This is a genomic window from Citrobacter sp. Cb080, assembly GCF_030334745.1.
In the GTDB taxonomy this organism is placed as follows: Bacteria; Pseudomonadota; Gammaproteobacteria; order Enterobacterales; family Enterobacteriaceae; genus Citrobacter; species Citrobacter braakii.
This window is the reverse complement of record NZ_JAOWDG010000021.1, coordinates 20,103-36,420: the sequence shown is the minus strand read 5'-3', so window position 1 is coordinate 36,420 and position 16,318 is coordinate 20,103. Positions and strand designations below refer to the sequence as shown.

The window sequence follows — 16,318 nt, the reverse complement described above, 5'->3', positions numbered from 1 at the left end:
TTTTAGTGATTTTTCGCTGCAGATAGCGGCAGTTCTATGCGAAAACAAACGTTTTGCGCATGCTCATCAACCAGATACAGTTTGCCCCGCATACGGCGGATGCAATCTCTGGCAATGCTCAGCCCCAACCCGCTTCCTTTTACCGCCCCTTTTCGCTGATGGCTACCCTGGAAAAAAGGCTCGAAGATCATGGTCTGTTCTGCTTCTGGAATCGGTGTGCCGGTATTCATTACATCAATGTATACCATTGAGCCATGCAAACTGCTGCGGATCCAAATGTTACCGGATTCAGCGCCATAGTGCACCGCATTGGAATAAAGATTGTCCAGCACGCTCATCAATAGCATCGGTTCTGCCAGGCAGGCGTTCACCGCAAGCGCAACATCAGTATGTATCATTTTGGCGCGAGCGGGCAGGCTATGTGCAGAAACAACGCTTTCCACTAGCGGCGCGATTTCCACACGTTCAAGCTCAACCTCGTCATCCGCCAGCTTGCGGTTGTAATCGAGCAGTTGCTCAATCAGTTTTTGCAGGTTGCGGCTACTGTCATCAAGAATACCGACCACCTCTTTTTGCTCTGGCGTTAACGGCCCAACGACCTGATCGGCTAACAGCTCGGTACCTTCGCGCATGCTCGCCAGAGGCGTTTTTAGCTCATGGGACAGGTGGCGTAAAAACTGATGTCGTTGTGACTCCAGCCAGGAGAGACGTTCGCTCAGCCAGATAATGCGCTGGCCCACGGACCGCAGCTCCCGGGGTCCCGTAAATAATACGCTATCGCCCAGCGAGCGCCCTTCCCCCAGACGATTGATCATTTTTTCTATGCCCTTCACCGGACCGATTATCATGCGGGTAAACAGCAACACCATCGCCAGGCTGACAAGAAACAGCACCAGCGCCTGCCAGCCAAAGAACTGCCCACGTTCGGCGATTTCCTGCTGTAGCTGCTGCCCACGAGAAAAGACGACCGTGCGCGTCGCTTGTACCATTTCAGTATTGGCACTGGCGAAAGCGTCCAGCCGCGCCGCCGCCACGCTATCAGGACCACTGTTGGTGCACTGTAACTGCGCGAGATCGTTGAGGTCCTGACGCAGTGCCTGATAAAGCTTGGTATCCGGCAACACGCCCGCATGCGCATCCAGCATGTCGCTGTAGCGTTTACGTTGGCTCTGGTAAACCTTAGCCAGCGTCGGGTCATCAAGCACACAGTATTGCCGGTAGCTACGCTCCACCTCCAGCGCGGCATTGGTCATCGCTTCGCTGCGTCTGGCGTCAATCAGCGTGGTTTGGTTCGTCAGCGCCGCCTGCGCGCTCAGGGCATTCAGACTTTGCCACGCCTGCCAGGCCAAAACTAACAACGGCAGCAGGATAAGCAAAAATGCCAACGTAACCAATTGACGTAAAGATCGGGGGAAAACAGACCAGCGCTTCAAGGCGTTACTCTCAATGGACAGGAATAGGTTGATGCTAACTGAGGGGAACGTCAGATACAACAAAGCCGGGATTAACCCGGCTTTGTTGTGGAATAAGGCGGTGCCTAACTCGACGTTTCGCCCGAAGGTTGATATGAGCGATGCTAATATCAGATGTTGGACGGCAGGCACCTTGTTGTGCGTCATTCGAAGTTTATGTAGCACGTCCCGAAGGGGCTGACATAAGAAGGTGAATGAGCCACTGGGCAATATTATGCAGCATCTGTGCCAATATTCAAAACACTTTATTAACACAATGATAAATATAGAAAATGTTCTTATTCACATGAAAAATAATTTTGGCTATTTTTCACCCTTACTGTCGCCAATCAGCAACACTTGCAGCACTTAAAAACAAATTCATTGTAAATCATATAATTAAATGTCTCTTTTTAGCGACAACGTAACCCCACCTATGTCGGGATTTCCCGACACTTAAACGCATTGTCGGATAGCGGCATACAAAATGACAGACAAAAAAAAGCCCCTTACACAGAGGGGCTTAAAGGTTATCGAGCTGATTACCCGAGCTGTTTACGCGCGTTGCGGAAGATACGCATCCACGGGCTGTCCTCGCCCCAGTTTTCCGGGTGCCAGGAGTTGCTCACGGTACGGAATACGCGTTCCGGGTGCGGCATCATAATGGTGACGCGACCATTTTCAGTAGTAACGGCAGTAATTCCGTTCGGCGAACCGTTCGGGTTAGCCGGGTAGGTCTCGGTCACCTTACCGAAGTTATCAACGTAGCGCAGCGCCACCAGTCCCTTACTCTCCAGCGCGGCCAGATGCGCGCCGTCACGCACTTCCACACGGCCTTCACCGTGAGAAACGGCAATCGGCATCATCGAACCAACCATATCGGCAAGCAGTAAAGACGGGCTTTGCGTCACTTCGACCAGGCTGAAGCGGGCTTCAAAACGATCGGAGTGGTTACGCACAAAGCGTGGCCACAGCTCGCTTCCCGGGATCAGTTCACGCAGGTTAGACATCATCTGGCAACCGTTACACACCCCGAGCGCCAGCGTTTGCGGGCGATGGAAGAAGGTTTCGAACTCATCGCGGACGCGGTTGTTGAACAGAATCGACTTCGCCCAGCCTTCCCCTGCGCCGAGCACATCGCCGTAAGAGAAACCGCCACAGGCTACCAGCGCCTGGAAGTTACCCAGACCGATGCGTCCGCCCAGCAGGTCGCTCATATGCACATCGATGGCGTCAAAGCCCGCACGGTGGAAGGCAGCCGCCATTTCAACGTGGGAGTTCACGCCCTGCTCGCGCAGCACGGCCACTTTTGGACGCGCGCCGGTAGCGATGTACGGGGCGGCAACATCTTCGTTGATATCAAACGACAGTTTAACGTTGAGGCCAGGATCGGCATCGTTGGTTTTAGCGTCGTGTTCCTGATCGGCACACTCCGGGTTGTCGCGCAGACGCTGCATCTGCCAGGTGGTTTCCGCCCACCACATGCGCAGCGTGGTGCGGCTTTCGCTGAACACCGGCTGACCGTTGGCGCTCAGGGTGAAACGGTCACCCGTTACCGCCTGGCCGAGATAGTGCACGCAATCTGCCAGGCCATGTTGTGCCAGCAACACCTCAACCGCTTCACGGTCAGCAGCGCGAACCTGGATCACTGCGCCCAGCTCTTCATTAAACAGCGCCGCCAGACGATCGTCACCCAGAGAGTGGATATCAGCGTCAATACCGCAGTGACCGGTGAAGGCCATTTCCGCCAGCGTAACCAGCAGTCCGCCGTCGGATCGGTCATGGTAGGCCAGCAGCTTACGCTGCGCGACCAGCACCTGAATGGCGTCGTAGAAGCCTTTCAGTTGCTCAACGTTACGCACGTCGGCAGGCTTGTCGCCCAGTTGACGATAAACCTGTGCCAGCGCCGTCGCGCCCAGCGCGTTGTGACCAAGACCGAGGTCAATCAGCAGCAGGGCGTTGTCTTCAGTAGAGAGCAGTGGGGTTATCGTGTGGCGCACGTCTTCCACGCGGGCAAAGGCGGTGATCACCAGCGACAGCGGCGAAGTCATTTCACGCTGCTCATTACCTTCCTGCCAGCGGGTTTTCATCGACATAGAGTCTTTGCCCACCGGAATAGTCAGGCCAAGCGCCGGACATAATTCTTCCCCAACGGCTTTTACCGCTTCGTACAGCCCGGCATCTTCACCGGGGTGACCTGCAGCCGCCATCCAGTTAGCCGACAGTTTAATGCGTTTGATATCGCCAATCTGCGTTGCCGCAATGTTAGTCAGCGCTTCACCTACCGCCAGACGCGCAGAGGCCGAGAAATCCAGTAGCGCAACGGGCGCACGCTCACCGATAGACATCGCTTCACCGTAGTAGCTATCCAGGCTTGCGGTGGTGACCGCGCAGTTGGCTACCGGGATCTGCCACGGACCAACCATCTGGTCACGCGCCACCATGCCGGTAACGGTACGGTCGCCGATCGTCACGAGGAACGTTTTCTCAGCGACAGTCGGCAGATGCAGCACGCGGTTAACCGCATCTGCAATCGAGATTTCGCCACGATTCAGGGCGTCGCCTTTGGCTTTCAGCGTCTGCACATCGCGGGTCATTTTCGGGGTTTTACCCAGCAGCACATCAAGCGGCATGTCGATCGGCTGGTTATCGAAGTGGCTGTCGCTCAGTGTGAGATGCTGTTCTTCAGTGGCCTCACCGATCACCGCATACGGCGCGCGCTCGCGCTTACACAGTTCGTCAAACAGCGGTAGCTGGTCAGCGGCAACCGCCAGCACATAACGCTCCTGGGATTCGTTACACCAGATTTCCAGCGGGCTCATACCCGGCTCGTCGCTAAGGATATCGCGCAGCTGGAACTTACCGCCGCGACCGCCATCGCTTACCAACTCCGGCATGGCGTTAGACAGACCGCCCGCGCCAACGTCATGGATAAACAGGATCGGGTTCGCATCGCCCATCTGCCAGCAGCGGTCGATAACCTCCTGGCAACGACGTTCCATTTCCGGGTTGTCGCGCTGTACCGAAGCGAAATCAAGATCGGCATCAGACTGGCCGGAAGCCATGGAGGAGGCCGCCCCGCCGCCAAGCCCGATGTTCATCGCCGGGCCGCCGAGGACGATCAGCTTGGCGCCAACGACGATCTCACCTTTTTGCACGTGATCGGCACGGATGTTACCGATCCCGCCCGCCAGCATGATCGGTTTATGGTAACCGCGTAGCTCTTCGCCGTTGTGGCTGTTGACCTTTTCTTCGTAGGTGCGGAAGTAGCCGGTCAGCGCCGGGCGACCGAATTCGTTGTTAAACGCCGCGCCGCCCAACGGACCTTCGGTCATGATATCGAGCGCGGTAACAATACGGTCCGGCTTACCAAAGTCTTCTTCCCACGGCTGTTCAAAGCCAGGAATACGCAGGTTGGAAACGGAGAAGCCCACCAGCCCGGCTTTCGGTTTTGCACCGCGACCGGTTGCACCCTCGTCGCGGATTTCGCCGCCGGAGCCGGTAGCCGCGCCCGGCCACGGAGAGATAGCCGTCGGGTGGTTGTGGGTTTCAACCTTCATCAGAATGTGGGCTGGCTCCTGATGGAAATCGTAGCGGCCGGTTTTGTGGTCGGCAAAGTAGCGGCCCACTTCAGAACCTTCCATGACCGCGGCGTTGTCTTTATAGGCAGACAGCACGTGGTCCGGCGTGGTTTCGAAAGTGTTTTTGATCATCTTGAACAGCGACTTGGGCTGCTGTTTACCGTCGATAACCCAGTCGGCGTTAAAAATTTTGTGGCGGCAGTGCTCGGAGTTAGCCTGCGCAAACATGTACAGTTCAATATCGTTCGGGTTGCGTCCCAGTTTGGTAAACGCATCCTGCAGATAGTCGATTTCGTCTTCCGCCAGCGCCAGACCCAGACGCAGGTTAGCGTCGATCAGCGCCTGGCGTCCCTCACCCAGCAGATCAACACTGGAGACCGGCGCAGGCTGGTGATGGACAAACAGTTTTTCGGCATCGTTCAGCGCAGAGAAAACCGTTTCCATCATGCGGTCGTGCAGTTCGTCGGCAACCATCTGCCACTGCTCAGCGGTCAGCGTAGAGGCTTCTACATACCAGGCAATGCCACGTTCCAGACGGCTAATCTGTTGCAGGCCGCAGTTGTGGGCAATATCAGTCGCTTTAGAAGACCACGGGGAGATGGTGCCAGGGCGAGGCGTAACCAGCAGCAGTTTGCCTTCAGGGGCATGGCTGTGAAGAGCAGGACCATATTTCAGCAGGCGTACAAGCTGGGCGTGCTCATCCTCATTCAACGGTGCATTCAGATCGGCAAAATGGACGTACTCGGCGTAAATATTGTGGACCTGGAGGTTGGCAGCCTGAAAACGTGCCAGCAGTTTGTTAATACGGAATGCAGACAGTGCAGGTGAACCACGCAGAATTTCCATCATAAGTCTCTCGTCTTCTAAGCTTTCGGTGTGCCCAAGTGGGGGAAACGGGCGTCATTATAAAGAATCTACCGCGCCGACGAAACCGTTTGCGTCGAAATAAAATCACGACCTTCTCTTATCATCAAATGCGGTCTGGTTTCTGAATAAGTTGCCAACTGACGCAAGTTTAAGCAAAATGCCGCTCATTAATGACGACTTCACTTCTTAATCATCACCACAGCAGGCAGAGACAACGTACGGTTCAGAGAATTAACTAATTGAAAAAATTAAAGATTAATTATCTGTTCATCGGCATATTAACGCTGTTGTTGGCAGCGGCCCTCTGGCCATCTATTCCCTGGTTCGGTAAAGCCGAAAATCGTATCGCCGCCATTCAGTCGCGGGGAGAACTGCGCGTCAGTACCCTCGACTCGCCGTTAACTTACGCGACCCTCAACGGTAAGAAATTCGGCCTGGATTATGAACTGACTCAGGCGTTCGCCAACTACCTGGGCGTGAAGTTAAAAGTCACCGTGCGCCAGAACATCAGCCAGCTTTTTGACGACCTGGATAACGGTCATGCCGATCTGTTAGCCGCAGGCCTGGTATATAACAGCGAGCGGGTGAAAAATTACCAGCCAGGTCCGACCTACTATTCGGTTTCACAACAGTTGGTGTATCGGGTTGGGCAATACCGCCCGCGCACTCTTGCCACCGTGAACGAAAATCAGCTGACCATCGCCCCGGGGCACGTGGTGGTTAACGATCTCCAGTTGCTTAAAGAGAATAAATTTCCCGATCTGAGCTGGAAGGTGGATGACAAAAAGGGCACTACTGAACTGCTTGATGATGTTATCGCCGGGAAGCTGGATTACACCATTGCCGATTCCGTCGCCATCAGCTTATACCAACGCGTACATCCTGAGCTGGCCGTAGCGCTGGACGTATCTGACGAACAGCCGGTGACCTGGTTTAGTCGCCTGGACGATGACAACACGCTGTCTGCCGCCCTGTTGGATTTTTTTAACACCATGAATGAAGACGGCTCTCTGGCGCGACTAGAAGAAAAGTATCTCGGACATGGCGATGATTTTGACTATGTTGATACCCGCACCTTTTTACGCGCCGTAGACAGCGTATTGCCGGACCTTAAGCCGCTGTTTGAGAAATATGCTCAGGAGATAGACTGGCGACTGCTCGCCGCAATCTCTTATCAGGAGTCACACTGGGACGCGCAGGCCACTTCCCCGACCGGCGTACGCGGGTTGATGATGCTGACCAAAAATACCGCTCAAAGTCTCGGACTTACCGACCGTACCGATGCCGAACAAAGCATCAGCGGCGGCGCGCGGTATTTGCAGGATATGATGAGTAAAGTGCCCGATACCGTCCCCGAAGGGGAACGCATCTGGTTTGCGCTCGCAGCCTACAACATGGGTTATGCGCACATGCTGGATGCACGGGCGCTGACCGTGAAAACCAAAGGCAATCCGAACAGCTGGTCCGACGTAAAACAGCGTCTGCCACTGCTCAGCCAAAAGCCGTATTACAACAAGCTGACCTATGGTTATGCGCGAGGCCACGAAGCCTACGCTTATGTAGAAAATATCCGTAAGTACCAGATTAGTCTGGTGGGGTATCTGCAGGAGAAAGAAAAACGGGCGCTTGAAACGCAGCAACTGGCGCAGGATTACCCGGCGGTGACGCCGGCAGAGCTAATAGGTAAAGATGAATTGCCGCTTTCGGCGTTTTTGTCTCAGACGTCGTCAAATTACCTGTCGCACTCCCCTTCCCTGCTGTTTTCACCGCAGAAAAAAGAGGGCAAGTAGCCTCGTAGGCCTGATAAGCGCAGCGTCATCAGGCAATCAGACCGGCATTTACAAATTGGCGTTTTTTTTCAGCGCTTTGATTTCCTGACGACGCATGCGGAAGAAATCACTGAGCAACGTGGCGCATTCATCCCGTAGCACCCCTTCGGTCACCTCCACCCGATGATTCATTCCAGGGTGATGCAGTACATCCATTAATGACCCGGCAGCCCCCGTTTTCGCATCGCGCGCGCCAAAAACGACATGGCCGATACGGCTGTGCACCATCGCGCCTGCGCACATCACGCACGGCTCCAGAGTGACATACAGCGTGGTATCCAACAGACGGTAGTTTTGCAGCACCAGGCCGCCCTGACGCAGCGCCATAATTTCAGCGTGGGCAGTCGGATCATGGTGACCAATCGGACGGTTCCAGCCTTCGCCAATCACGCGGTTGTTATGTACCAATACCGCGCCCACCGGGACTTCACGCTCATCCCAGGCGCGCTTAGCCAGCGTTAAAGCATGACGCATCCAGTATTCGTGGCTAAATTCAACTTCAGACAAAGGGGGTAACTCCAGTAATCAAAGCGGGCGCATTATACACAGACGCTATCGTTTACTCTATTCGAGTTGTTGCAGCTCTCCGCGCGGCGTGACGCGCCAGCGATGCTGGCAAAAAGAGAGCAGAGGATTGTCCTGATTACTGTCGCTGTAGCCACTATAAAGCTGAAGCGGCGCACCAATGTGGCGTTCCAGTTGCGTCACTTTCTCATGGCCCAAACAGCGCAGAGGCAGCACCCACCCGCCGAATCCCCGCGCCATTTTACTGGCGATCAGATTGACACGCGGTAGCCACGGCGTGTCGAAGTACACCTGCTCGACCAGCGACTGCGGGGAGCCAGTGATAAGCCAGATTTCGGCGTCAGAGCTTAACAGGTAGGTTGTCAGCCGCTGCTGCACGAGCGGAAAGGCCGTCACGTTACTGCGAAACCAGCGCACAAAGTCAGCCTGATGCCCTTTCAGACGCGCCTCGCTACGACCAAAAGTGCATCCCCATAACAGCAGGCTCATTGGCCAGCGGGCGGCGCGCCCTTGTATCAGCAGCGCCAGCGCAATCACCGGTAGCAGAGGCAGCACAAGCAACGCATTCAGCGGCTGGCGACGCAGCAGATAACGTATAAAGCTACCGAACATATCCTGCTGATGTAACGTGCCATCCAAATCAAAAAAAACAACGCGGCGCTGGTGATTGGTCAAACCTTATTCCTCTGGATCGTTGAACCCCAATAGCCAGGTAAACAGGAACCCGGCGATAACTGCTACCAGATAGCCTAACAGATAGAACATCACTTTTCCGGCAACAATCGTCAGTGCCAGCGGCAAACCGGAGATGCCAAAGGTGATAACCGTCGCCACCTTCCAGTAGCTAATCAGCGCCCCGCCTACCGCTCCGCCAAGACAGGCACCGATAAACGGTTTACCCAACGGCAGCGTGACGCCAAAAATAAGCGGCTCGCCAATACCCAGCAGCCCGACCGGCAGCGCTCCTTTGATCACTTTCTTAAGCCGCGCATTGCGGGTTTTCATCAACACCGCTATCGCAGCCCCTACTTGTCCAACGCCTGCCATCGCCAGGATAGGAAAGAGCGCGTTATAACCGTGTGCCTGTACCAGCTCAACGTGGATGGGCACCAACCCTTGATGAAGTCCGGTGAGCACCAATGGCAGGAAAGTTCCCGCCAGTATCGCACCAACCAGGAACCCGCCGCGGTCGATAGCCCAGGATGCGCCGTGAGCGATAGATTCAGAAATCCAGCCTCCAAGCGGTTGTAGCGCCACAATCGCGATGGCCCCGGTAATGATGGTGGTCAGCAGCGGGTTAAGAATAAGCTCCAGCGATTCCGGCAACAGCTCGCGGAATTTGCGCTCGATCCAACACATCAGCGCAACCACCAGCAGCACTGCGATCACCCCGCCGCGCCCCGGCTGCAACGCTTCGCCAAACAGGGTAATCTGCGCCAGCTGCGGACTGGAGAGGATCCCCGCCATCACCCCGCCCATCGCCAGAGAGCCGCCGAAGACTTTGGCGGTATTCACCCCAACCAGAATATTCATGATGGCAAACACGGCACTACCAAATATGCCCATCAGCCCCAGCATATTCGGATAATGGGTCGCAAAATCCCCCACGATATCCGGTCGCTTAAGGATGTTAATAATGCCGGTGATCAAACCGGAGGCGATAAACGCCGGAATAAGAGGGATAAAGACGTTCGCCAGCTTGCGCAGCGCATCGCTCATTGGTGCTTTGTACTTCGCTTTGGCCTCTGATTTGGTGCGCTCGATATTATTCACATCTGCACGCTCGCCGCCACCGGCAATCAGGGAGCGCATGGCATCCACCACCTTGGCAGCTTTACCGGGGCCGACGATTATCTGATGCTGCGCGCCCTGCTTCACGTAACCGCTAACACCGGGCAGTTGCCTGAGACGGGGAATATCAATCTGATCGTCATCCTGAACTTCCACCCTGACGCGGGTCATACAGTTTTCCAGGCGCAGAATATTTTGCTCTCCACCTACGCCCAGCAGAATGTCGCTGGCCAGCACCGCCGTCTTATCCATATACACCTCTTAGTGTTCTAACGCCGCGCGTAAAAAACCCTGGTGAGCGGCAAGCTTTTCGCGGGCGGTAGCGGCATCCAGGCCGGTGAGCGCCATTAAAATCGCTGGCTTAACGTCAAAATCAGTCTGCTTTAGCAGCGCTTGCGCCTGTTCACGCGCAATGCCGGTGGCTTCAACCACCATACGGCACGCCCGATCGACCAGTTTGACGTTGGTTGCCTGCATATCCACCATCAGGTTCTGGTACACCTTGCCAAATTTCACCATCGCACCGGTGGAGATCATATTGAGCACCAGTTTTTGCGCGGTGCCGGATTTCAGTCGCGTTGACCCGGTCAACGCCTCCGGCCCCACCACCGGGGAGATAGCAATATCCGCTTCATGCGCGACAGGAGAATCCGGATTGCAGGAAATAGCCGCCGTCGTACAACCCACCGAACGCGCATATTTCAGCCCGCCAATCACATACGGCGTGCGACCTGAAGCCGCCAGACCAACCACCAGATCCTGTGCGGTAAGGTTGAGTGCGCGCAGATCGTCCTCGCCTAACTGCGGGTTATCTTCCGCGCCTTCTACCGCCTTGAGCAGCGCGCCCGGCCCCCCGGCAATCAGCCCAACCACCAGACCATGCGGTACACCGAAGGTCGGTGGGCACTCAGACGCGTCCAGCACCCCAAGACGCCCGCTGGTCCCTGCGCCCATGTAAATAATGCGTCCACCGGCTTTTAACGCGTTGGCTGCCGCATCGACCGCGCACGCAACTTGAGGCAGAGTTGCTTTTACTGCTTCCGCTACCAGCGTATCCTGTTGATTAAATCGATGAACCAACTCCAACGTTGAGAGCGCATCCAGATCCATGGTCTGTGGATTGCGGGTTTCTGAAACTAATGCACCGAGATTCATTTTTTGTTCCTTAGGAATTTTTAATTCATAATAATCTGTCATAATGGAATATTATATTCATCCAGGCGAGTGAAATTTTGTTTTGCAATCGCCATCACGTTTTCGCCAGGAGACAGCATGAACTGTTTAATTCGCATTCGTCAGCGTTACCCGGACCTCGCGCAAAGCGATAAAAAACTTGCGGATTATCTTCTTGCTCAGCCGGATACCGCGCGTCATCTCAGCTCACAGCAGCTGGCCTTTGAAGCAGGCGTCAGCCAGTCCAGCGTGGTGAAGTTCGCGCAAAAGATGGGCTTTAAAGGGTTTCCGGCGCTGAAACTGGCGATTAGCGAAGCGTTGGCAAGCAATCCCAACCCTCATTCCATTCCGGTGCATAATCAGATTCGCGGTGACGACCCCATGCGTATGGTGGGCGAAAAGCTGATTAAAGAGAACGTGGCGGCGATGCATGCGACGCTGGACGTCAACAGCGAAGAGAAACTGATAGAGAGCGTCACGATGCTGCGCTCAGCCCGGCGCATTATCCTGACCGGGATTGGCGCATCGGGTCTGGTAGCGCAGAATTTTGCCTGGAAACTGCTAAAGATTGGGTTTAACGCGGTGGTTGAACGCGATATGCACGCCCTGCTGGCGGCGGTGCAGGCGCTTTCACCCAACGATCTGCTGCTGGCCATTTCGTATACCGGAGAACGGCGCGAACTCAACCTGGCTGCGGATGAAACGTTGCGCGCCGGAGCCAAAATTCTCGCCATCACCGGATTTACACCTAACGCCCTGCAACAGCGCGCAACTCATTGTCTGTACACGATTGCTGAAGAACAGGCCACGCGCAGCGCAGCGATTTCCTCTACCCATGCGCAAATGATGCTCACTGATTTACTGTTTATGGCGCTGGTGCAGCAAGATCTGGAGCATGCTCCGGAACGCATTCGCCACAGCGAAGCACTGGTAAAAAAACTGGTCTGAGCAAAGAATGCGCGTATAATGCCCGCCCGATTTGTGATGTTTTGAGAGTTTCCTGATGGCCCTGTTAATCACTAAAAAGTGTATCAATTGCGATATGTGCGAGCCCGAATGCCCGAATGAGGCGATTTCGATGGGTGACAGCATTTACGAGATTAACAGCGACAAGTGTACGGAATGCGTAGGCCATTACGACACGCCAACCTGCCAGAAGGTGTGCCCGATCCCCAATACTATTTTGAAAGATCCGGCACATGTCGAAACGGAAGAGCAGCTGTGGGATAAGTTTGTACTGATGCACCACGCCGATAAGCTGTAACGTTGCCTGATGACGCTATGCTTATCAGGCCGATGAAACGTTAGCTCTCGATAATCACCGTGGCGCAGGCGTAGTGACGCTCATCGGCCAGCGTCACATGCATATGTGCGACGCCGAGTTTTTCCGCCAGTTTTAACGCCTCCCCCCATAACCGCAGACGCGGCTTACCGAGTTCGTCGTTAAAGACTTCAAACTGATTAAACGCCAGACCGTTGCGAATACCGGTACCAAAGGCTTTTGCTGCCGCCTCTTTGACCGCAAAACGTTTCGCCAGAAAGCGCACCGGTTGCTGATGCGTCTCCCAGATTGCCCATTCGTTGTCGCTGAGCACGCGTCTTGCCAGACGGTCGCCGGAACGGGAGATCACCGCTTCGATGCGGGCAATCTCCACGATATCCGTACCTAATCCCAGAATCGCCATTAGCCACGCGCTTCCAGCATCAGGCGCTTCATTTCGACTACTGCATCTTTCAGACCGCTCATCACCGCGCGGCCGATAATGGCATGGCCAATGTTCAACTCGTGCATTTCCGGGATCCGGGCGATGGCTTTAACGTTGTGGTACGTCAGGCCGTGCCCCGCATTCACCTTCAGGCCAAGGCTGGCGGCAAAGGTCGCCGCTTTGGCGATACGCGCCAGTTCGCTGGCCTGTTCAGCGTCGGTTTTCGCATCGGCGTAACAGCCGGTGTGAATTTCGATGTACGGCGCGCCGACTTCAGCAGCGGCCTTAATCTGTTCGTCATCAGCATCGATAAACAGCGAAACCAGAATGCCTGCGTCCGCCAGGCGTTTGCAGGCATCACGCATCTTGTCACGCTGACCGGCGACGTCCAGGCCACCTTCAGTCGTCACTTCCTGACGTTTTTCCGGCACCAGGCAGCAAAAATGCGGCTTAGTCTCAACGGCAATCGCCAGCATCTCTTCGGTTACCGCCATTTCCAGATTCATACGCGTATCCAGCGTCTGGCGCAAAATGCGCACGTCGCGATCGGTAATATGGCGACGGTCTTCACGCAGGTGCACGGTAATGCCGTCTGCGCCCGCCTGCTCAACGATAAACGCCGCCTGAACCGGGTCAGGGTATGCGGTGCCGCGTGCATTACGTAAAGTGGCAATGTGGTCAATGTTGACGCCTAACAGTAATTCGGCCATGGCAATCCATCCTCGTTAATCATTTTTTGTTTTTACTGCGCGTTTTGGCATAAATTGCCGGAACAGTTCCCGGCTTTTTAACGGCTTACCACCAAGATACGGCTTTAACGCCATGCGGGTAAAGCGTTTCGCGGCGCGAAGCGTATCAGCATCCGGAAATTCCCGCGATTCGAGTGCTTTCAGATGGCGTCCGGTAAAGGTGGCGTTATCAATCACTACGCTTGCGATAAACCCTTTTTCTTCCCGATAACGATAGGTCATGGTGTCGTCCACCGGCTCGCCACTACCCGCACAGTGGGTAAAATCGACGCCGTACCCCAGATGTCCAAGTAAGGCCAGCTCAAAGCGACGCAGCGCAGGCTCTGGCGAACCCGTCGCGCCAGCCAGCGCCTGAATACAGTTGAGGTAGTCGAAAAAGAGTTCAGAAAAGCGGGTCTCATACTCAAGTACACGAGAGATAAGCTCGTTGATATACAAGCCGCTGTACAGTGTGATACCGCTAAGGGGGAGAGCCAGAGAAACGGCTTCGGCACTGCGTAAGGTTTTGACCTCACCACGTCCACCAAAGCGAAGCAACAACGGAGTAAAAGGCTGGAGCGCGCCTTTGAGATTAGAACGTTTGGAGCGCGCGCCTTTAGCCACCAGGCGCACACGACCCGATTCTTCCGTGAAGACGTCCAGCACGAGACTGGTTTCGCTCCACGGGCGGCTATGCAGGACAAAAGCGCGTTGCCATCCTTCCATCATACCCGCCGTCTTTCAAGCTGCAGGTGTGTTGGCTGCGCCCACTCACCCCAGTCACTCACTTGAGTAAGCTCCCGAGGATCTGCGGTCTTGCCGCCTTCCTGCACCTCGAAAGCCATAACCTATGAAAAATTAGACGTCGTCGCCGTAACCGAGGCTACGCAGCGCGCGCTCGTCATCGGCCCAGCCGGATTTCACTTTCACCCACAGCTCGAGGTGAACGGGCGCTTCGAACATCTCCTGCATGTCTTTACGCGCTTCGATGCCGATGGTTTTAATTTTGGCCCCTTTGTTGCCAATAACCATTTTCTTCTGCCCTTCACGTTCAACGAGGATCAGACCGTTAATATCGTAACCACCGCGCTCGTTAGATATAAAGCGCTCAATCTCCACGGTAACGGAGTACGGCAGTTCAGCCCCCAGAAAACGCATCAGCTTTTCACGGATGATTTCAGACGCCATAAAGCGCTGAGAACGGTCGGTGATGTAATCTTCCGGGAAGTGATGAATGGCTTCCGGCAGGTGCTTACGCACGATGCCCGCAACGGTATCAACATTCAGGCCGGTTTCGGCAGAAATCGGGACAATATCAAGGAAGTTCATCTGGCTTGCCAGGAACTGCAGGTGCGGCAGTAAATCGGCTTTTTCCTGAACGTTGTCCACTTTGTTCACAGCCAGAATAACCGGGGCTTTACCGTCGCGCAGCTTGTTGAGCACCATTTCGTCGTCCGGCGTCCAGCGGGTGCCTTCCACAACGAAAATAACCAGTTCAACATCACCAATCGAGCTGCTTGCCGCTTTGTTCATCAGGCGGTTGATCGCCCGTTTTTCTTCCATATGCAGGCCCGGGGTATCAACATAAATTGCCTGATACGCACCTTCGGTATGGATGCCAACAATACGGTGACGTGTTGTCTGAGCCTTACGTGAGGTAATGGAAATCTTCTGCCCAAGCAGATTATTCAACAGGGTGGATTTGCCGACGTTCGGGCGACCGACGATGGCAATAAATCCGCAGTAAGTTTTCTCTTCGCTCATTCCAGCTCCAGTTTTTTCAACGCCTGTTCGGCGGCAGCCTGCTCAGCCTTACGACGGCTCGAACCTGTGCCAACCACCGGTTCACTCAGGCCGCTGACCTGGCAGTGGATAGTAAATTCTTGATCGTGTGCTTCACCACGAACCTGCACCACCAGATAGGACGGTAGCGGCAGGTGGCGACCCTGCAAATATTCCTGCAGGCGCGTTTTCGGATCTTTTTGTTTATCGCCTGGGCTAATTTCATCCAGACGAGTCTGATACCAGTTCAGGATCAGTTGTTCAACGGTTTGAATATCGCTGTCGAGGAAGACGCCGCCGATCAAAGCTTCAACGGTATCAGCCAGGATCGATTCACGACGGAAACCGCCGCTTTTCAGCTCGCCTGGCCCCAAACGTAAACATTCACCGAGGTCAAACTCACGGGCTAATTCAGCCAGCGTATTGCCGCGAACCAGCGTCGCGCGCATGCGACTCATATCACCTTCATCCACACGCGGAAAACGGTGATACAGCGCATTAGCGATAACAAAGCTCAGAATAGAGTCGCCTAAAAATTCTAAACGCTCGTTATGTTTGCTGCTGGCGCTACGGTGAGTTAATGCCTGCTGCAACAGCTCCTGATGATTAAAAGTGTAGCCCAGCTTCCGTTGAAGCCGATTAATTACGATGGGGTTCATGCGATACCAATAAATGAATGCGTCAACAATTCAGCACACGAAACAGACCTGATATACGCATTTCGCTTAGCCATCCCGCTTCGGCTGAATGCATTTATACACAAACCAACGCTGTTTCGTGTGCCGTGGCAACCTGTCGGTGCCAACCTCAAACTTCGGGGGAATATTCTATACACGACGACAAGGGATGTCGTTAGTCTGCGGGAATTTATCCGAGAAATAATTC

At 54.7% G+C, this 16,318-nt stretch carries 14 protein-coding genes; 3 read left to right on the top strand and 11 right to left on the bottom strand.

What is annotated here, in order from left to right:
- Window positions 1-2 precede the first annotated feature (2 nt).
- Window positions 3-1,433 carry a two component system sensor histidine kinase QseE/GlrK gene (gene qseE / locus OGV38_RS00420; RefSeq protein WP_286472851.1) on the bottom strand — a complete coding sequence of 477 codons (1,431 nt, stop codon included), beginning with the start codon at window positions 1,431-1,433 and terminating at the stop codon, window positions 3-5.
- A 560-nt stretch (window positions 1,434-1,993) separates the two neighbouring features.
- Window positions 1,994-5,881, bottom strand: a complete 3,888-nt coding sequence (purL, locus tag OGV38_RS00415; protein WP_286472825.1) for a phosphoribosylformylglycinamidine synthase — start codon at window positions 5,879-5,881, stop codon at window positions 1,994-1,996.
- A 257-nt stretch (window positions 5,882-6,138) separates the two neighbouring features.
- Between purL and mltF the strand changes: the two genes are divergently transcribed.
- The gene (gene mltF, locus OGV38_RS00410; RefSeq protein ID WP_016154040.1) at window positions 6,139-7,689 is read left to right on the top strand and encodes a membrane-bound lytic murein transglycosylase MltF; all 1,551 of its coding nucleotides are present in this window, start codon (window positions 6,139-6,141) and stop codon (window positions 7,687-7,689) included.
- Between the two features lie 48 nt (window positions 7,690-7,737).
- Here the strand turns inward: mltF and tadA are convergent, their stop codons facing one another.
- Genes tadA through murQ form a run of 4 tightly spaced genes read right to left on the bottom strand, consistent with a single transcriptional unit; the run spans window position 7,738 to window position 11,199 of the window.
- Window positions 7,738-8,235 (bottom strand): tRNA adenosine(34) deaminase TadA, encoded by a 498-nt coding sequence (gene tadA / locus OGV38_RS00405; RefSeq protein WP_046275235.1) that lies wholly within the window; start codon window positions 8,233-8,235, stop codon window positions 7,738-7,740.
- 57 nt (window positions 8,236-8,292) lie between these two features.
- Window positions 8,293-8,928 carry a phosphatidylglycerophosphatase C gene (yfhb, locus tag OGV38_RS00400; RefSeq protein WP_016157167.1) on the bottom strand — a complete coding sequence of 212 codons (636 nt, stop codon included), beginning with the start codon at window positions 8,926-8,928 and terminating at the stop codon, window positions 8,293-8,295.
- Window positions 8,929-8,931: 3 nt separating this feature from the next.
- Window positions 8,932-10,296 carry a PTS transporter subunit EIIC gene (locus OGV38_RS00395; RefSeq protein WP_016157168.1) on the bottom strand — a complete coding sequence of 455 codons (1,365 nt, stop codon included), beginning with the start codon at window positions 10,294-10,296 and terminating at the stop codon, window positions 8,932-8,934.
- Window positions 10,297-10,305: 9 nt separating this feature from the next.
- Complete coding sequence (gene murQ / locus OGV38_RS00390; RefSeq protein ID WP_019077406.1) at window positions 10,306-11,199, bottom strand: N-acetylmuramic acid 6-phosphate etherase; 894 nt, start codon at window positions 11,197-11,199, stop codon at window positions 10,306-10,308.
- 117 nt (window positions 11,200-11,316) lie between these two features.
- Between murQ and OGV38_RS00385 the strand changes: the two genes are divergently transcribed.
- The gene (locus OGV38_RS00385) at window positions 11,317-12,165 is read left to right on the top strand and encodes a MurR/RpiR family transcriptional regulator (protein WP_016154045.1); all 849 of its coding nucleotides are present in this window, start codon (window positions 11,317-11,319) and stop codon (window positions 12,163-12,165) included.
- 55 nt (window positions 12,166-12,220) lie between these two features.
- Window positions 12,221-12,481 (top strand): YfhL family 4Fe-4S dicluster ferredoxin, encoded by a 261-nt coding sequence (locus tag OGV38_RS00380; RefSeq protein ID WP_003037590.1) that lies wholly within the window; start codon window positions 12,221-12,223, stop codon window positions 12,479-12,481.
- 40 nt (window positions 12,482-12,521) lie between these two features.
- Here the strand turns inward: OGV38_RS00380 and acpS are convergent, their stop codons facing one another.
- The 5 genes from acpS to rnc form a co-directional block, all read right to left on the bottom strand.
- Window positions 12,522-12,902 carry a holo-ACP synthase gene (acpS, locus tag OGV38_RS00375; RefSeq protein ID WP_003037588.1) on the bottom strand — a complete coding sequence of 127 codons (381 nt, stop codon included), beginning with the start codon at window positions 12,900-12,902 and terminating at the stop codon, window positions 12,522-12,524.
- Complete coding sequence (pdxJ, locus tag OGV38_RS00370; RefSeq protein ID WP_016157172.1) at window positions 12,902-13,633, bottom strand: pyridoxine 5'-phosphate synthase; 732 nt, start codon at window positions 13,631-13,633, stop codon at window positions 12,902-12,904. The genes acpS and pdxJ overlap by 1 nt, the downstream gene beginning before the upstream one ends.
- Window positions 13,634-13,648: 15 nt before the next feature.
- On the bottom strand, window positions 13,649-14,377 hold the full coding sequence (gene recO, locus OGV38_RS00365) for a DNA repair protein RecO (protein WP_016154047.1): 729 nt from the start codon (window positions 14,375-14,377) through the stop codon (window positions 13,649-13,651).
- 132 nt (window positions 14,378-14,509) lie between these two features.
- Complete coding sequence (gene era, locus OGV38_RS00360) at window positions 14,510-15,415, bottom strand: GTPase Era (RefSeq protein ID WP_003037581.1); 906 nt, start codon at window positions 15,413-15,415, stop codon at window positions 14,510-14,512.
- Entirely contained in the window at window positions 15,412-16,092 is a 681-nt protein-coding gene (rnc, locus tag OGV38_RS00355; RefSeq protein WP_003037579.1) for a ribonuclease III, read from the bottom strand. Before rnc ends, era begins: the two co-directional genes overlap by 4 nt.
- Window positions 16,093-16,318 lie beyond the last annotated feature (226 nt).